Below are 14,931 nucleotides of genomic sequence, written 5' to 3' on the forward strand. Positions count from 1 at the left end.
GGAACAGCGAGTCCGCGCCTACGCCAACCTTTCTTTCAGCGGTTGCTTGAGGATCTTTCCGCTGACGGTCGTGGGAATCGTGTCGATGGAAATGATCCGTGCGGGCCGCTTGTAGGGCGCCAGCTGCGCGCGCAGATGCCGCATCAAAAGCTCGGTGTCGATCCTGGCGCCGGGCAGGGGCTCGACGAAGGCGATGACCTCTTCGTTCTGGTCGGCGGTGTCGCGGCCCACCACGGCGGACAGACGCACGCCGGGAAAGGCATTGATGACCGACTCGACTTCGATCGGGTAGACGTTGAAGCCCGAGCGGATGATCAGGTCCTTGGAGCGGCCGGCGATGAACAGCGCGCCGTCGTCTTCGACATAGCCGATATCGCCCGTGTTGAGCCAGCCGCCCGGCAGCAGGGCCTCGGCGGTCTGTTCGGGGTTGCGGTAGTAGCCCAGCATGACGCCTGGGCCCCGGATCAGGATGTCGCCGCGTTCGCCGGGCGTGGGCGCGCCGGCCTCGGGGCTGCCCAGCCGCAATTCGACGCCGTCCACCGCGTAGCCCGCCGAACAATCGTCGCGGGGTTCGTCGATGCGCGTGATGAACATCGAGCCCGCGTATTCGGTGATGCCGTAGCCGTGGTGCATGGCGACCCCGAAGTAGCGTTCGGCGTCGCGCTTGAGCGTGGGATCCAGCGCCGCGCCGCCCGTGTACAGGTAGCGCAAGGCGGGCGCGCGCAGCTCGGCGCGGGGCGGCGCCACGGCCATCATGCGGCTGAACATGGTGGGCACGCCTTGCAGGATGCTGACGCCGGGATGCGCCAGGGCCTTGAAGGCGTCCTCGGCGTCGAAGCGGCTGCGCAGCACCAGGCTGGCGCCGGCGTGCACGGTCGCCATCAGCACGGTGGCGATGCCGAAGATGTGCGACATGGGCAGCGCCGCGTAACCGATGTCGTGCGGCGTCAGTCGCCGCGACGCCGCCGACACACGCGCGAAATGCAGCAGTCCGCGATGCGGCACCATCACGCCCTTGGGCGCGCCCGTGGTGCCCGAGGTGTAGATGACGGTGGCCACTTCCGCGGCCTGCGCGCCGGTTTCTGCGCGTGTGGGCGCGGCGGCGCGCGCGGCCTGCACACCCGGTCCCCATACAGCGGGGTCGGCATTCACCGCGCCCGAGGCGGCGGCATGGGCGGCGGCGGCGGGCGACACGCCTGTCGTGTAGAGCATCAGTTCGGGCTGGGCATGCTGGCGGATGTTGTCCACTTCACGGGCGGACAGCCGCGCGTTCACGCCGACCGGCCAGGCGCCCGCCACGCCGCAGCCGAACAGCGCCGCGATCATCGCCGCGCAGTTCTCGCCCACCATCAGCACGCGGTGGCCGGGCTGCACCCCTTGCTCGCGCAACCAGCCGGCCACGGCCTGCACGCGCTGCCATAGCTGCGCATAGGTCAGCGTGCCGCCGCCTTCCTCGTAAAGCACGACGGCGTCGGGCTGCTGGCGCGCCTGAAGCGCAAGGACCTCATGAATGCGGGTGATGGGTTCTGCTTGGGACATCGATGTTGCCGTGAGGATCAAAGGGTGGCCTGGGTGCCCAGGATGGCGGTGGACTGGCTGGACAAGGTGCCGCCGTTGCCGTGCACCAGCGCCAGGTTCGCGCTGGCGACCTGGCGGGCGCCGCATTCGCCGCGCAGTTGGCGCACGGCTTCGATCATGATGAAGACGCCATACATGCCGGGATGCACGCAGCACAAGCCGCCGCCGTTGGTGTTGACGGGCAGCCGGCCGCCCGGTGCGATGGCGCCGTCGGCGATGAAGTCCTTGGCTTCGCCTTTTTCGCAGAAGCCCAGGTCTTCAAGGAACAGCAGGGTGTTGATGGTGAAGGCGTCGTAGAGTTCGACCACGTCGATGTCGCGCGGCGCAACGCCGGCCATGTCGAACGCGTGCTTGCCCGATTGCGCGGCGGCGGTGACGGTCAGGTCGTGCATGGAGGAGATCTGCCGATTCCAGACCGCCGTGGCGTTGCCCAGCACGTAGACGGGCGGGCGCGGCAGGTCGCGGGCGCGATCTGCGCGCACCAGCACGAAGGCCCCCGCGCCGTCGGTAACCAGGCAGCAGTCGCGCACGCTCAAGGGGTCGGACACCATGCGCGCGGACAGGATCTGGTCCAGCGTGGTCGGTTCGCGCAGTTGCGCTTCCGGGTTCAGTTGCGCCCATTGATTGGCCGCCAGCGCTACCTGCGCCAGATGCTCGCGGCGCGTGCCGTACTGGTGCATGTGGCGCGCCGCCGCCAGCGCATACGAGGACAGCGGGCTCAACGGGTCGTAGGGCGTCTCATAAGGCTGCGGGTCGAACTGCTTGCGCACGCGGCCGATCTCGGCGCGGCTCAAGGTGGAGGTGCGCTGCGTGCTGCCGTAGCAGACCAGCACGGCGTTGCACTGACCGGAGGCCAGCGCATGCAATGCCGGCAGCAGGTGCGCCACGAAGCTAGAGCCGCCCAGCATGGTGCTGTCGATGAAGGTGGGGCGGATGCCCAGGTGTTCGATCACCGGCATGGCCCACATCGGCGCAGCGACGCTGGCGGTGCACAGGCCGTCGATGTCCTGCATGGTCAGGCCGGCGTCGGTCACGGCGCGATGCGCCGCCTGCACCAGGATTTCCATTTCGGTGTAGCCGTTGGCTTGGCCCAGGCCTGCATGGCCCACGCCGGCGACGGCCACCGCGCCGCGCAAATCGTTGAGCGTCATGTCGCCTCCTGGCAAGGGTCGAAGACCACGAGGCCGTGGCCATCCTGTTGGACCACGCGGGCGCGCACGGCCATGCCGATGCGCACGTCGGCGGGGGCGACGCCTTCGACGCGGCTCATCAGCCGCACGCCTTCTTGCAGGTCGATCAGCGCCACGTTGTAGTCGCCGCCCGCTTCGGGCTTGCGGCGCACGACGGTGGTGGAATAGACCTCGCCGCGCCCGTCGGCGGGCGTGAAGCTGAGTTTGTCGGCGCCGCAGTGCGGGCAGATCATGCGGGGATAGAACACCGCGCGGTCGCAACCGCCACAGTGCTGGATAAGAAAGCGGCCCTGGTCGAGCGCCTGGCGGTACTGCGCCTCGACGCCCTGCGACACGCTTTCCTTGTGATCGGAAACAGTCATGGTGCGATGGGATTCCAGTGGATGACGGCTGCTAGTGTCGGTACAGCGGCAAGGTTCGGCCATTCTTCATTGCTGAAGCAGGCCTTTTGCGTATCGGTAGTGGGCAGGGCGGGCGGCGGCCCTACATCCAGCGCGAAGCCGGTCTTCGGAAGAGGCAGATTGTGAAGGCCATGCGGGCCATGGCTAGATACCGGGCAAAGGAGGTAGACCATGAACCTGACCTGGACGCCGCAAGAGCGCCAATTCCGCGACGAGGTGCGTACGTTCGCGGCCACCCGGCTGCCGGCCGACATCCGCGACAAGGTGTTGCGTCATCAGCGCCTGGAGCGCGACGATTACGTGCGTTGGCACAACATCCTGGCGGACCAGGGCTGGGGCGCGCCGAACTGGCCCGCCGAGCACGGCGGCACCGGATGGAACGCCTTGCAGCGCCTGATCTTCGAAGTGGAATGCTTCAAGGCCGGCGCGCCGCGCCTGCTGCCGTTCGGCCTGTCGATGATCGGCCCCGTCCTGATGAAATACGGCAGCGCGGAACAGCAGGCGCATTTCCTCCCGCGCATTCCGCGCGTGCAGGACTGGTGGTGCCAGGGCTATTCCGAGCCGGGTTCCGGGTCCGATCTGGCCTCGCTGAAAACGCGCGCCGTGCGCGATGGCGACCACTATGTCGTCAACGGCCAGAAGACGTGGACCACGCTGGCGCAATATGCCGACTGGATGTTCTGCCTGGCGCGCACCGACCCCGACGCGCGCGCGCAGCGCGGCATTTCGATGCTGTTGCTGGACATGCGCGCACCCGGCGTGACGGTGCGCCCGATCCGCACGCTGGACGGCGGCCACGACGTCAATGAGGTCTGGCTGGAAGACGTGCGCGTGCCAGTGCAAAACCTGGTGGGCGAAGAGAACCAGGGCTGGACCTACGCCAAATACCTGCTGGGCCACGAACGCACCGGTATTGCCGGGCTGGGCCATTGCCATCGTGAACTGGGCATCCTGAAACACATGGCGGCGCAGGCGCGCTCGCATGGCAAGCCCCTGCTGGCCGACAGCCGCTTCCGTGACCGCATCTCGCGCATCGAAGTGGACATCATGGCGCTGGAAATGCTGCTGCTGCGCGTGGCCTCCAGCAATGACGGCACGCCCGGGCCCGAGGCCTCGGTGTTGAAGATCCGCGGCTCCGAGATCCAGCAGGACCTGGCCATGTTGCAGATGGAGGTGGCGGGGCCGGACGCCTGGCCCTACGACCCCGACTGGCTGCTGGCCGACAGCGATGACCACGGACCGGGCCCCGCGATGGCGGCAGCCGCCGGCGCGGGCTATGCCGATATGCGCAAGACGTCCATCTACGGCGGCACGACCGAAGTGCAGAAGGGCATCATCGCCCGCCTGGTGCTGGGCCTGTAGGCCCGCCGCGCCATCCGACAGGAAGACACGCATGGATTTCATCTATACCGAAGAACAGCGCATGCTGGCCGATAGCCTGCGCCGCCTGGTGGACCAGGCATGGACGTTTCCCCAGCGCCGCGCCCGGCAGGCAGCCGGAACGCTGGACCCTCGGGCCTGGGCCGCGCTGGCCGAGCTGGGCGTGCTGGGCCTGACCATTTCGCAGGACTACGGCGGCTTTGGAGAAGTGCCCGCCAGCCTCTTGCCCGTGCATGTGGAGCTGGGCCGCGGCCTGGTGTCCGAACCCGTCATCCCCAGTGCGGTCATGGGCGCGGCGCTGCTGGATGCGTGCGGCGATGCGGCGCGCGGTCGCTGGCTGCCGGCAATTGCCTCGGGCGAGGCGATCGTCAGCGTGGCGTATCAAGAGCCGGGTCGGCGCTATGACACCCAGCCCCAGGATTGCCGCGCCGCCAGGACGGGGCAGGGGTGGCGGCTGGATGGCGCCAAGCATCTGGTGTGGCACGGGGCGGCGGCCACGGCCTGGCTGGTCAGCGCGAAGGGGGCCGAAGGCCAGACCGTCCTGCTGGCGGTGCCTGCGAATGCCGAGGGCGTTCGCGTCACCGACACGCCCACGCTGGATGGCGCGCGCTGCGCCCGGCTGGATCTGAACGCCGTGGGCCTGCCCGCCGATGCCTTGCTGGCCGAGGGCGCCGATGCCGATGCTGCGCTGGCCCTGGCGCTGCAATGGGGCACGGCGGCGCTCTGCGCGCATGCGGCCGGCGCGATGGACCGGCTGTTGGAAATCACCGTCGACTATCTGAAGACACGAAAGCAGTTCGGCCAGCCGCTGGCCGCGTTCCAGGCGCTGCAACACCGCCTGGCCGAGATGCTGGTGGCCAAGGAACTGGCCCTGTCGATGGCTTATGTAGCGGTCGCCGCGCTGACCGAACCCGATGCCGCGCAGCGCCGCCGCATGATCGCGTCGGCCAAGCTGGAGGCGGCCCGCGCCGGGCGGCAGGTGGCGCAGATGGCGGTGCAGCTGCATGGCGGCATGGGCATGACGGACGAGCTGGAGGTGGGCGACTACTTCAAGCGGTTGACCATGGTGGATCAACTGCTGGGCGATACGGCTGAACAACTGGCGGTGCTGGAAGGTTTGGCGATACTTGAGGAGCAGGCATGACGACGGGCGAAAGCTACACGCAGATCCGCTTCACGCTGACGGACGGCGTAGGCGTCATCACGCTGAACCGGCCGGACCGGCTCAACAGCTTTACCGAGGTCATGCACACCGAACTGGCGCGCGCGCTCGATACCCTGCAAGCGCATGCGGGCCTGCGTGGGTTGGTCATCACCGGCGCGGGCCGGGGCTTTTGCGCGGGGCAGGATCTCAGCGAACGCAAGCCTGCCGACGATGGTTCGCGGCGTGACCTGAGCCTGATGCTGGAGAAATGCTATCGGCCGCTGATCACCCGATTGCGCGCGCTGCCGGTGCCGGTGGTGTGCGTGATGAACGGCGTGGCGGCGGGCGCGGGAGCCAGCCTGGTGCTGGCGTGCGACGTGGTCTTCGCCGTGCAGTCGGCGCGTTTCGTGCAGGCGTTCAGCAAGATTGGCCTGTTGCCAGACGCAGGTGGCACGTGGTTTCTGCCCCGGTTGGTCGGGTCGGCGCGCGCGATGGGCGCGGCGCTGTTCGGCGAATCGGTCAGCGCAACAGACGCGCAGGCCTGGGGGCTGATCTGGCGCGTCGTGCCGGATGATGCGCTGGATGCCACCTTGTCGGATATCACCGCCACCCTGGCCGCTGGCCCCACGCGTGCCTACGCAGCGACCAAGGCCGCGTTGCACGCGTCCAGCGGCAATACGCTGGCGCAGCAGTTCGACCTGGAATGCCAGTTGCAGCGCGAGCTGGGCTACACGGACGATTACGTGGAAGGCATGCGCGCCTTCGCCGAAAAGCGGCCGCCCGCGTTCACTGGAACCTGAGGCGTGGCGTGCAGCCGGAGCGCGTCGAAAGGTGTTTTGCGGTGAGCGCGGGGGCGTTCGTTTCGATGCCCGCCGAGGCGACCTCTAAGACCCCCGCTTCGGCGACCGCGCCTCGCGCCTGCGTTCAATGCGCCTGCGGCACCTGGATCTGTTCGATGAGGTCGCGGGCGCAGCCGGGCAGGGCATCGATGTCGCGCACCAGCAGCTTGCGTTCGCGCACCACCCAGGGTTCATCAAGCTCCACCACGCGCAACTTGGTGTCGGCGCCGTAGCGGCGCGCGGCGGAATCGGGAATCACGCCGATGCCCACGCCCGCCTGCACCATGCGGCAAATGGAATCGAAGCTGTACAGCTGGATGCGCTGCGGCAAGCGTTGGCCGCTGCGTTCCAACTGGTCGCGCAGGAAGGCGACCAGCGTGGAGCCTTCGTGCATGGTGATGAACGGGTAGCGCACGGCATCGACCAGCTTGACCTTGTCCTGGTCTTGCAACGGATGGCCGTTAGGCACCACCAGCACCAGCCGGTCGGTGCTGAAGTGGATGGCTTGCAGCTCGGGGGCGTCGACCGGGCCGGCCACGATGCCCAGATCGGTGGTGCCGTCCAGCACGCCGCGCACGATGTCGCGCGTCAGCCGCTCTTGCAGGTCCACCGTGACGCCCGGGTGCACCGACAGGAATTGCGCCAGGATGTCCGGCATGAATTCGGTCACGGCCGTGGTGTTGGCGAAGATGCGGATGTGGCCCGCGTCGCCGTCGGATTGCTCCTGGAAGTCGTGTTTCAGGTGGTCCACCTGACGCATGATGACGCGGGCGTGTTGCAGCAGTTTCTGGCCGGCGGGCGTGATTTCCACGCCCCGGCTGTCGCGGTACAGCAAACGGGAATTGAGCTGGTTTTCCAGCGCCTTGATCCGCACGCTGACGGCGGCCAGGGACAGATGCGCCCGTTTCGCGGCCTGGGTCAGGCTGGGCGATTCGGCGATGTGGATGAAAAGGCGTAGGTCGGCTAGGTCGAAGTGCATGGGCCATATATTACGGCGCGCCGCGCCGGGACTGGTGCTGGCTTGCCGATTCAGGCGCCGCAAACCCCGCCTTGAGGAAAAACGAATTCACAACGGGGACGGCTTGCGGGCATGCTTGGCGCTTATGAAAAACCCCAGCAAAGGATATAAGGCATGACTTCTACAGATCCGGCAGCCTGGATCGGCAGTGGCGAACGCAAGCCCGACGCCATGGATCCCGGCCACGCCGCGCGCATCGCCGCCACCCTGGGCGGCCAGGCGCCCGGCGTCGGCGATGCCTTGCCGCCCTTGTGGCAATGGGCGTTTTTCATCAGCACGGTGGGTATGGACGGATTGGGGACGGATGGCCACCCCGCACGCGGCGGCTTTTTGCCGCCCGCGCAGGACCGCAACCGCATGTGGGCGGGCGGCCGCGTCCAATGGCGCCAGCCCTTGAAAGTGGGCGTGCCGGCCGAGCGTGTCTCCCGCGTGGTCAAGGTCGAGGAAAAGGCCGGCCGCACCGGCGCGCTGCTGTTCGTCACCGTGAACCATCAATACCATCAGGCCGGCGAGATCGTCATCGAGGAAGAGCAGGACATCGTCTATCGCCAGCCCTCGCCGCCCAAGCTCGTGGGCAGCGAGCCCGCGCCGGCCGGGCAATGGCGCGATACCGTCAACCCCACGTCCGTGCTGCTGTTCCGCTATTCGGCGGTGACGTTCAACGGCCATCGCATCCATTACGACCATCCCTATGTGACGGACGTCGAAGGCTATCCGGGCCTGGTCGTACACGGCCCGCTGATCGCCACCGAAATGGTCGCGGCCTTTACGCGCGCCCATCCCAAGGCGCGTCCCACGCACCTGAGCTACCGCGGCCTGCGTCCGCTGATTTCGCCCACGCCCTTCCAGGTAGCCGGCCGCTTGACCGAGCCGGGTGTCGCCCAGCTCTGGGCCGAGCAGGACGGCACGCTGGCCCATCAAGCCGAACTGAGGTTTACCGAATGAGCACACAGGCATCCCGCCCGTTGGACGGCATTACCGTCGTCAGCCTGGAACACGCCATCGCCGCGCCTTTCTGCACCCGCCAACTGGCGGACATGGGCGCGCGCGTCATCAAGATCGAACGGCCTGGCAGCGGCGACTTCGCGCGCGGTTACGACGAACGCGTGCGCGGCCTGTCCTCGCATTTCGTCTGGACCAACCGTTCCAAGGAAAGCCTGACGCTGGACCTCAAGCGCGAAGAGGCCGACGACGTCATGCAGCGCCTGCTGGAGTCGGCCGACGTGCTGGTGCAAAACCTGGCGCCGGGCGCGGCAGCGCGGCTGGGCCTGTCGTTCGACGCCTTGCACGCGCGCTATCCGCGCCTGATCGTCTGCGATATTTCCGGCTACGGCGAAGGCGGTCCCTATCAGGACAAGAAGGCGTATGACCTGTTGATCCAGAGCGAAAGCGGCTTCCTGTCGGTCACGGGCACGCAGGACGACCCGGTCAAGGCTGGCTGTTCCATCGCCGACATCGCTGCCGGCATGTATGCGTATTCCGCCATCCTGAACGCCTTGCTGCTGCGCCAGAAGACCGGCCTGGGCAGCCGCCTGGATGTCTCCATGCTGGAAAGCATGGTCGAGTGGATGGGCTTTCCGATGTACTACGCGTTCGAGGGTGCCAAGCCGCCCGTGCGCGCGGGCGCGGCGCACGCGTCGATCTACCCCTATGGGCCGTTCCCGGTGGGCGATGGCTCGACCATCATGCTGGGCCTGCAAAACGAACGCGAATGGCGCGTGTTCTGCGCGCAGGTGCTGCGCCAGCCCACGCTGGCCGAAGATGCGCGCTTTATCTCGAATTCGCAGCGCACCGCCAATCGCGACGCCTTGCGCGATTTGATCGTGGCGGCCTTCGCCGACCTGTCGATCGAACAGGTCACGCAGCGCCTGGAAGACGCCCAGATCGCCAACGCCCGCGTCAACGACATGGCCGGCGTCTGGGCGCATCCGCAATTGCAGGCGCGTGGCCGCTGGAGCCAGGTCGACAGCCCGGCCGGCACGTTGCCCGCGCTGCTGCCGCCGGCCAGCAGCAACGCGTTTGCGCCGCGCATGGCCGCCGTGCCCAAAGTGGGCGAAAACACGGATGCGGTGCTAGCATCGCTGGGATATGCACCAGATCAAATCGCGCAACTGCATGCCTCGGAGGCCGTGTGACGCATTCCGTCGTTCGTAGCGCCCTGTTCGTGCCGGCCTCGCGCCCCGAGCGCATTCCCAAAGCGCTGGCCGCGGGCGCCGACACCGTTATCGTCGACCTGGAAGACGCCGTCGAGCATCTGGCCAAGTCGTCCGCCCGCGAAGCCCTGTGCGATTTCCTGGGGACGCACCGCGACGCCCATTTGTGGGTACGCATCAACGACGCGTCCACCTCGTGGCACGACGACGACCTGAAAGCCTGCCGTGGCCGGCCCAACATCGCCGGCATCCTGCTGCCCAAGGCCGAAAGCCTGGCGCAGGTACGGCACGTGGCCCAGACCGGGCTGCCCGTCATTCCCATCATCGAAACCGCGCGCGGGCTGTTGAATGCGTCCGAGGTCGCCGCCACGCCCGGCGTGGCGCGACTGGCTTTCGGCAGCCTGGACTATGCACTGGACATGGGCCTGACGCCCGACACGCCCGGCGCCGACACGGTGCTGGACCACGCGCGCGTGCAGGTGCTGCTGCATAGCCGCGCGGCCAGCCTCGCGCCCGCGCTGGACGGCGTATTCGCTGGCGTGCAGGACACGGCCGGGCTGGCTGAGGCGGCCAGCCGCGCGCAGCAGATGGGCTTTGGCGGCATGTTGTGCATTCATCCCGCGCAGGTGCCCGTTATCCACGCCGCCTTCGTGCCGGCGCGTGAAGAGCTGGAGTGGGCGCGGCGCGTGATCGCCGCGCATCGAGATACGGCGGCAGGCACCTTCATGCTGGACGGCAGGATGGTCGATGCGCCGGTTATCGCGCGCGCGCGCCTGGTGCTTGCGCAGGCCGGCGAGCAGGCGCCCGCATGAGCGATGCGCTCTTTATCGGGCACACCTACATCGACGTCACCGTGCTGGCCGACGAATGGCCCACCGGCGACGAAAAAAGCGTGGCGCGGGATTACGCCGTCTCCTTCGGCGGCAACGCGGTCACGGCCGCGTTCGCCTGCGGCCGGCTGGGTACACCGCCCGACCTGGTCTGCTCGTTGGCGCCCGACTGGCTGGGCCATATGTACACGGACATGGCGGCGGCACACGGCATCACGCTGCACGCGCGGCATGTGCGCCGGTCGTCGCTGTCGTTCATCATGCCGAATCACGGCAAGCGCGCCATCGTGCGCGCCCGCGACGTGCAATACCTGAATGATTTTCCCCGGCTGGATATCAGCGGCTATCGGGCGCTGCATCTGGACGGGCACCAGCCCGACGCCGCGCTGCACTACGCCCGCGCATGCCGCCAGGCGGGCGTGCTGACCTCGCTGGATGGCGGCGGCGTGCGCGAGAACACCGACGAGCTGCTGCGCCATATCGATGTCGCGGTGTGCGCGGAGCGCATGTGCGAACAACTAGGCTTGAGTCCCGCCGGTTTGCTGGATTTGCTGAAAGCGCGCGGTTGCCGCATCGGCGCGGTCACGATGGGCGAACGCGGCATGCTCTGGTATGACGAGACGGGCCGCGTAGATACTTTGCCGTCGCTGGACGTGCCAAGCCATCGCATCGTCGATACCTCGGGCGCGGGCGACGTGTTCCACGGCGCCTATGTGTGGTCATACCTGAACCGGCCCGAGCTGCCCTGGCTGGAGCATTTCACCTTCGCGCGCGCCGCTTCCGCGCACAAGATTCAATATCTGGGCAACGAGGCGGGCCTGCCCCATGTCGAAGACGTGGAGCGGGCGATGATGGCGTTCGCGGCCAAGGGGTAGAGGCAAGGGGCGCCGGGGCTTCAGCCCGGCAGGCGTTCGATCGGCTGATCCTGGATCAGCGAGATCCACGTAGAAATCGGCCGGCCCTGCACGATCATGTCCGGCGCCAGATCGCGCAGCGGCAGCAGCACGAACGCGCGCTGGTGCATGCGCGGATGCGGCAGGATCAAGCGTTCGTGATCCATCGCCACATCGCTGTAGGTCAGCAGATCCAGATCCAGCGTGCGTGGTGCGTTCCTGTACGGACGCACACGGCCATGCCGGTTTTCCAGCGCTTGCAGCGCATCCAGCAGGGCCAGGGGCGGCAGGCGCGTGTCCAGCGCCGCCACGGCATTGATGAAATCGGGGCCGGTGGCATCGACTGGCGCGCTGCGGTAGAACGGCGACGCCGTCACCGCGTCGATGCCGTCCGTGGTTTGCAGTTCGGCCAGCACGTCGCGCAAGGTGGCCGCGCTGTCGCCCAGGTTGGCGCCCAGGCCGATATAGGCGCGGACCGGGGAAGGCGACACGGGCTTACTCGGCGTTGGACGGGCCGCGCGAGGGCGAACGGCGCGGGCGCCGACGCTTGCGCGGGGACGTCGACGCGGCAGGGCCGACACCGCCGACGTCGCCAGCTTCGCGCGGCAGGCGCGAGACTTCTTCGATCATCTCGGCGCGGGTGACGTCATCGGCGTTGGCCAGGTCCATCCACCATTGCGCCAGCACGCTGTCGAACTCGCCGGCAGCGGCGCGCAGTTGCAGGAAATCGCAGGCGGCGCGAAAGCGCGGTTGTTCGATCATGCGGAAAATCGTCTTGCCCATGCGGCGCTCGAAACGCGGCTGCATGAACCAGATCTCGCGCATGTCCGACGAGAAGCGGCGCTGGATGGCCAGCTTTTCGGTCTGTTCGTCCAGCACCGAATCGGCGGCTTGCGACAGCGCCGGAATAGTGTGTTCGCCTTGCGCGCGCAACTGCTTCCAGCGCAGGTCCACCTGCTGCCACAGCAACGCCGCAAACAGGAAGCTGGGGCTGATCGTCTTGCCGGCGCGCACGCGCGCGTCGGTGCGTTCCAGCGCCAGTTCGACGAAGTGTTCGCCGCCCGGCTGTTCCAGCACCACGTCCAGCAAGGGCAGCAGGCCATTGTGCAGGCCATCGGCGCGCAGTTGGCGCAGGCAGTCCATCGCGTGGCCGCAGGTCAGCAGCTTGAGCATTTCGTCGAACAGGCGCGAGGCCGGCACGTTTTCGATGAGCTCGGCCATCGTGCTGATGGGCTCGCGGGTGGCCGGGTCGATCGTGCCGTTCAGCTTGGCCGCGAAACGCACCGCGCGCAGCATGCGCACCGGATCTTCGCGGTAACGCTTGACCGGGTCGCCGATGATGCGGACCTGGCGCTTTTTCAAGTCGGCCACGCCGTTGTGGTAGTCGATGACTTCCTCGTTGTGCGGGTCGTAGTACAGCGCGTTCATGGTGAAGTCGCGGCGCTTGGCGTCTTCTTCCTGCGAGCCGAATACGTTGTCGCGCAGGATGCGGCCGTGCTCATCGGTTTCCTGGTCTTCGGACGCCGGGGCGCGGAAGGTCGAGGTTTCGATGATTTCCTGGCCGAACACCACGTGCACCAGCTGGAAGCGGCGGCCGATGATGCGCGCGCGGCGAAACAGCGGGCGGATCTGTTCGGGCGTGGCGTTGGTGGCCACGTCGAAGTCCTTCGGTTCCAGTCCGACGATCAGGTCGCGCACCGCGCCGCCCACGATATAGCCTTCGTAGCCGTGCTGGCGCAGGACTTCGCAGACCTTGATGGCGTGGCGAGATACGTTGCGGCGGTCAATGCCGTGCTTGTCGCGCGGAATGCGCAACGGCCCCCGGGGTGCCGGCGCGAACAAGCGGCCGACGAATTTTTTTATGGTTTCAGTGATCATTTAGGACTTCGAGTCTTCCATGTGGTCGAACAAGTCGATCACTTGCCAGCCACGGTCCTGTGCGATGGTGCGCAGGGTCGGGCTGGGGTTGGCGGCGATCGGACGGGTCACCTTTTCGAGCAGAGGCACATCATTGACCGAATCGCTATAGAAAAACGATTCGGGGAAATCCGTAAGCGCCAATCCCATATTGGACAGCCAATCGTTCACGCGTACAACCTTGCCTTCCTTGAAGCTGGGGGTGCCCAGGATGCGGCCGGTGTAGCGGCCGCGCAGGTATTCGGCGTCGGTGGCCACCAGATGCGGCACGCCGAAGGCGCGCGCGATGGGGGCGGTGACGAAGCTGTTGGTGGCGGTGACGATGGCGCACAGGTCGCCGGCGTCCAGGTGGGACTGGACCAGCGCGCGTGCGTCGTCCGTGATGGACGGGCGGATCACTTCGCGCATGAATTCCTCGTGCCAGTCGGCCAGGTCGAACGGCGAATGCGCCGCCAGCAGGCCCAGCATGAATTCAGCGGCCTGTTCGGCGGTGAGTTCGCCGCGGTTGTAGCGGTCCATCAGGTCGTCGTTCTGGCGGCGGGCCTGTTCGGGGTCGCCTGCCCGGCCCGTGCGGGCCAGATAGTCGGCCCATTGATAGTCGCTATCCAGCGGCAGCAGGGTGTGGTCCAGGTCGAACAGGGCGAGACGTCGGGATGTCATGTGCGTTGCGAATCAGGATCTGCGAGCATGGCGCGCAGCAATGGCAGGGTGATGGGACGGCCGGTGGCCAGGGAATAGCGGTCTAGCGCGTCGATCAACGCGGCCAGCTTGCGGATGTCGCGTTCGTGGTGAATCAGCATCCAGTTGATGATTTCAGGCGCCAGGTGCATGCCGCGTTCGGCGGCCTGCGCGGCCAGCGCGGCCAGCTTGTCGGCGTCGGACAGCGGGTCCAGGCGGAACACCAGGTCCCAGCCCAGGCGCGTGCGCAGGTCTTCGCGCAGCGGCATGGAAAGCGGGGCGCGGTCGCCGGCCAGCGCCAGCGCGAAGGCGCGGCCGGTGGCGGCGGATTCACGCCAGCGGTTGTACAGCGCGAACAGCGCGGCCTGCCGGCTGTCGTCCATGCGGTGCACGTCATCAACGGCCACGAACTTGGGCATGGGCGACTTCGAATCGGCTTCGGCCAGACGGCGCAGCATCGTTTCGCCCTTGGCGGGGTCGATGAAAACGGCGTCGGGGCGCGCGGTCAGGGCGCGCAGCAAATGGGTGCGGCCGCAACCCGCAGCGCCCCATATATACAGCGCGCGGCCCGGATTGAGCGCGCGCACGGCCGCCAGCGCTTCCCCGTTGGGGCCGGCGATATAGTTGTTCAGCGATGGCGCTGGCGCGGGAAGAACGTCGAGCAGCAGCTGGCGGTTCATGAGAGGTTATCAATCAGGCTTGTTCGGTACTTCCAAAGGCCTGCGCGGTAGGGGCCACGCAAGGCTCGCTGCGGCGCGATGGGCATGCCGGTGTTGCCAGAAAAGCCAAAAAACGGTGATACACGGGGCCGATTCGGGTATTGCCCGCCAGAAACTGGCAAAATCCATACCGGCCAACCCAACACTTTAAACCACCTGGGGGGATGGTGTCGCGCTCAAGGGCTTTGCCA

Annotated in this window: 15 protein-coding genes; 7 read left to right on the forward strand and 8 right to left on the reverse strand. The window is 67.4% G+C overall.

All coding sequences use genetic code 11. The features are described 5' to 3' along the window. Nucleotides 1–18: 18 nt before the first annotated feature. Genes API01S_RS07275 through API01S_RS07285 form a run of 3 tightly spaced genes read right to left on the reverse strand, consistent with a single transcriptional unit; the run spans nucleotide 19 to nucleotide 3,130 of the window. Nucleotides 19–1,539 carry a class I adenylate-forming enzyme family protein gene (locus API01S_RS07275; RefSeq protein WP_061303999.1) on the reverse strand — a complete coding sequence of 507 codons (1,521 nt, stop codon included), beginning with the start codon at nucleotides 1,537–1,539 and terminating at the stop codon, nucleotides 19–21. A gap of 17 nt (nucleotides 1,540–1,556) precedes the next feature. Then, nucleotides 1,557–2,729 carry a thiolase gene (locus tag API01S_RS07280; protein WP_061304001.1) on the reverse strand — a complete coding sequence of 391 codons (1,173 nt, stop codon included), beginning with the start codon at nucleotides 2,727–2,729 and terminating at the stop codon, nucleotides 1,557–1,559. Continuing rightward, nucleotides 2,726–3,130, reverse strand: coding sequence for a Zn-ribbon domain-containing OB-fold protein (locus tag API01S_RS07285; RefSeq protein WP_061304003.1), 405 nt, complete (start codon nucleotides 3,128–3,130; stop codon nucleotides 2,726–2,728). Before API01S_RS07285 ends, API01S_RS07280 begins: the two co-directional genes overlap by 4 nt. Nucleotides 3,131–3,340: 210 nt before the next feature. Between API01S_RS07285 and API01S_RS07290 the strand changes: the two genes are divergently transcribed. Genes API01S_RS07290 through paaG form a run of 3 tightly spaced genes read left to right on the forward strand, consistent with a single transcriptional unit; the run spans nucleotide 3,341 to nucleotide 6,493 of the window. After that, entirely contained in the window at nucleotides 3,341–4,531 is a 1,191-nt protein-coding gene (locus API01S_RS07290) for an acyl-CoA dehydrogenase family protein (protein WP_061304005.1), read from the forward strand. A 31-nt stretch (nucleotides 4,532–4,562) separates the two neighbouring features. Further along, entirely contained in the window at nucleotides 4,563–5,693 is a 1,131-nt protein-coding gene (locus tag API01S_RS07295) for an acyl-CoA dehydrogenase family protein (protein ID WP_061304007.1), read from the forward strand. Further along, nucleotides 5,690–6,493, forward strand: a complete 804-nt coding sequence (gene paaG / locus API01S_RS07300) for a 2-(1,2-epoxy-1,2-dihydrophenyl)acetyl-CoA isomerase PaaG (RefSeq protein WP_061304009.1) — start codon at nucleotides 5,690–5,692, stop codon at nucleotides 6,491–6,493. Before API01S_RS07295 ends, paaG begins: the two co-directional genes overlap by 4 nt. A gap of 124 nt (nucleotides 6,494–6,617) precedes the next feature. Here the strand turns inward: paaG and API01S_RS07305 are convergent, their stop codons facing one another. Continuing rightward, entirely contained in the window at nucleotides 6,618–7,511 is an 894-nt protein-coding gene (locus API01S_RS07305; RefSeq protein ID WP_050728066.1) for a LysR family transcriptional regulator, read from the reverse strand. Between the two features lie 153 nt (nucleotides 7,512–7,664). Here API01S_RS07305 and API01S_RS07310 point away from each other — a divergent pair, with 153 nt between their 5' ends. Genes API01S_RS07310 through API01S_RS07325 form a run of 4 tightly spaced genes read left to right on the forward strand, consistent with a single transcriptional unit; the run spans nucleotide 7,665 to nucleotide 11,408 of the window. Next, a complete protein-coding gene (locus tag API01S_RS07310) occupies nucleotides 7,665–8,495 on the forward strand; it encodes an HTD2 family dehydratase (RefSeq protein ID WP_061304010.1) in 831 nt (276 codons plus the stop codon). Continuing rightward, nucleotides 8,492–9,685, forward strand: a complete 1,194-nt coding sequence (locus API01S_RS07315; RefSeq protein WP_061304012.1) for a CaiB/BaiF CoA transferase family protein — start codon at nucleotides 8,492–8,494, stop codon at nucleotides 9,683–9,685. The genes API01S_RS07310 and API01S_RS07315 overlap by 4 nt, the downstream gene beginning before the upstream one ends. Next, nucleotides 9,682–10,515: an HpcH/HpaI aldolase/citrate lyase family protein gene (locus API01S_RS07320; protein ID WP_061304014.1), complete on the forward strand. Its 834-nt coding sequence runs from the start codon at nucleotides 9,682–9,684 to the stop codon at nucleotides 10,513–10,515. Before API01S_RS07315 ends, API01S_RS07320 begins: the two co-directional genes overlap by 4 nt. Beyond that, nucleotides 10,512–11,408: a sugar kinase gene (locus tag API01S_RS07325; protein WP_061304016.1), complete on the forward strand. Its 897-nt coding sequence runs from the start codon at nucleotides 10,512–10,514 to the stop codon at nucleotides 11,406–11,408. Before API01S_RS07320 ends, API01S_RS07325 begins: the two co-directional genes overlap by 4 nt. Before the next feature lie 20 nt (nucleotides 11,409–11,428). Here API01S_RS07325 and API01S_RS07330 read toward each other — a convergent pair whose 3' ends face one another. The 4 genes from API01S_RS07330 to hda are packed head-to-tail and all read right to left on the reverse strand — an operon-like array spanning nucleotide 11,429 to nucleotide 14,701. Beyond that, on the reverse strand, nucleotides 11,429–11,917 hold the full coding sequence (locus API01S_RS07330; protein WP_061304018.1) for a 2-amino-4-hydroxy-6-hydroxymethyldihydropteridine diphosphokinase: 489 nt from the start codon (nucleotides 11,915–11,917) through the stop codon (nucleotides 11,429–11,431). A gap of 4 nt (nucleotides 11,918–11,921) precedes the next feature. Then, complete coding sequence (pcnB, locus tag API01S_RS07335) at nucleotides 11,922–13,304, reverse strand: polynucleotide adenylyltransferase PcnB (protein WP_006217580.1); 1,383 nt, start codon at nucleotides 13,302–13,304, stop codon at nucleotides 11,922–11,924. Then, nucleotides 13,305–14,003, reverse strand: a complete 699-nt coding sequence (locus API01S_RS07340; protein WP_006217581.1) for an HAD family hydrolase — start codon at nucleotides 14,001–14,003, stop codon at nucleotides 13,305–13,307. Then, nucleotides 14,000–14,701 carry a DnaA regulatory inactivator Hda gene (gene hda, locus API01S_RS07345; RefSeq protein ID WP_006217582.1) on the reverse strand — a complete coding sequence of 234 codons (702 nt, stop codon included), beginning with the start codon at nucleotides 14,699–14,701 and terminating at the stop codon, nucleotides 14,000–14,002. Before hda ends, API01S_RS07340 begins: the two co-directional genes overlap by 4 nt. Nucleotides 14,702–14,931 lie beyond the last annotated feature (230 nt).

This window comes from Achromobacter piechaudii NBRC 102461, assembly GCF_001571245.1.
GTDB lineage: Bacteria > Pseudomonadota > Gammaproteobacteria > Burkholderiales > Burkholderiaceae_B > Achromobacter > Achromobacter piechaudii.

What these genes read in the sequence shown, in the direction of transcription:
- paaG (WP_061304009.1), top strand. Translation starts at nt 5,690, where the DNA reads ATGACGACGGGCGAAAGCTACACGCAGATCCGCTTCACGCTGACGGAC.
- API01S_RS07340 (WP_006217581.1), bottom strand. Translation starts at nt 14,003, where the DNA reads ATGACATCCCGACGTCTCGCCCTGTTCGACCTGGACCACACCCTGCTG.
- API01S_RS07295 (WP_061304007.1), top strand. Translation starts at nt 4,563, where the DNA reads ATGGATTTCATCTATACCGAAGAACAGCGCATGCTGGCCGATAGCCTG.
- hda (WP_006217582.1), bottom strand. Translation starts at nt 14,701, where the DNA reads ATGAACCGCCAGCTGCTGCTCGACGTTCTTCCCGCGCCAGCGCCATCG.
- API01S_RS07310 (WP_061304010.1), top strand. Translation starts at nt 7,665, where the DNA reads ATGACTTCTACAGATCCGGCAGCCTGGATCGGCAGTGGCGAACGCAAG.
- API01S_RS07290 (WP_061304005.1), top strand. Translation starts at nt 3,341, where the DNA reads ATGAACCTGACCTGGACGCCGCAAGAGCGCCAATTCCGCGACGAGGTG.
- API01S_RS07315 (WP_061304012.1), top strand. Translation starts at nt 8,492, where the DNA reads ATGAGCACACAGGCATCCCGCCCGTTGGACGGCATTACCGTCGTCAGC.
- API01S_RS07325 (WP_061304016.1), top strand. Translation starts at nt 10,512, where the DNA reads ATGAGCGATGCGCTCTTTATCGGGCACACCTACATCGACGTCACCGTG.
- API01S_RS07275 (WP_061303999.1), bottom strand. Translation starts at nt 1,539, where the DNA reads ATGTCCCAAGCAGAACCCATCACCCGCATTCATGAGGTCCTTGCGCTT.
- API01S_RS07285 (WP_061304003.1), bottom strand. Translation starts at nt 3,130, where the DNA reads ATGACTGTTTCCGATCACAAGGAAAGCGTGTCGCAGGGCGTCGAGGCG.
- API01S_RS07305 (WP_050728066.1), bottom strand. Translation starts at nt 7,511, where the DNA reads ATGCACTTCGACCTAGCCGACCTACGCCTTTTCATCCACATCGCCGAA.
- pcnB (WP_006217580.1), bottom strand. Translation starts at nt 13,304, where the DNA reads ATGATCACTGAAACCATAAAAAAATTCGTCGGCCGCTTGTTCGCGCCG.
- API01S_RS07280 (WP_061304001.1), bottom strand. Translation starts at nt 2,729, where the DNA reads ATGACGCTCAACGATTTGCGCGGCGCGGTGGCCGTCGCCGGCGTGGGC.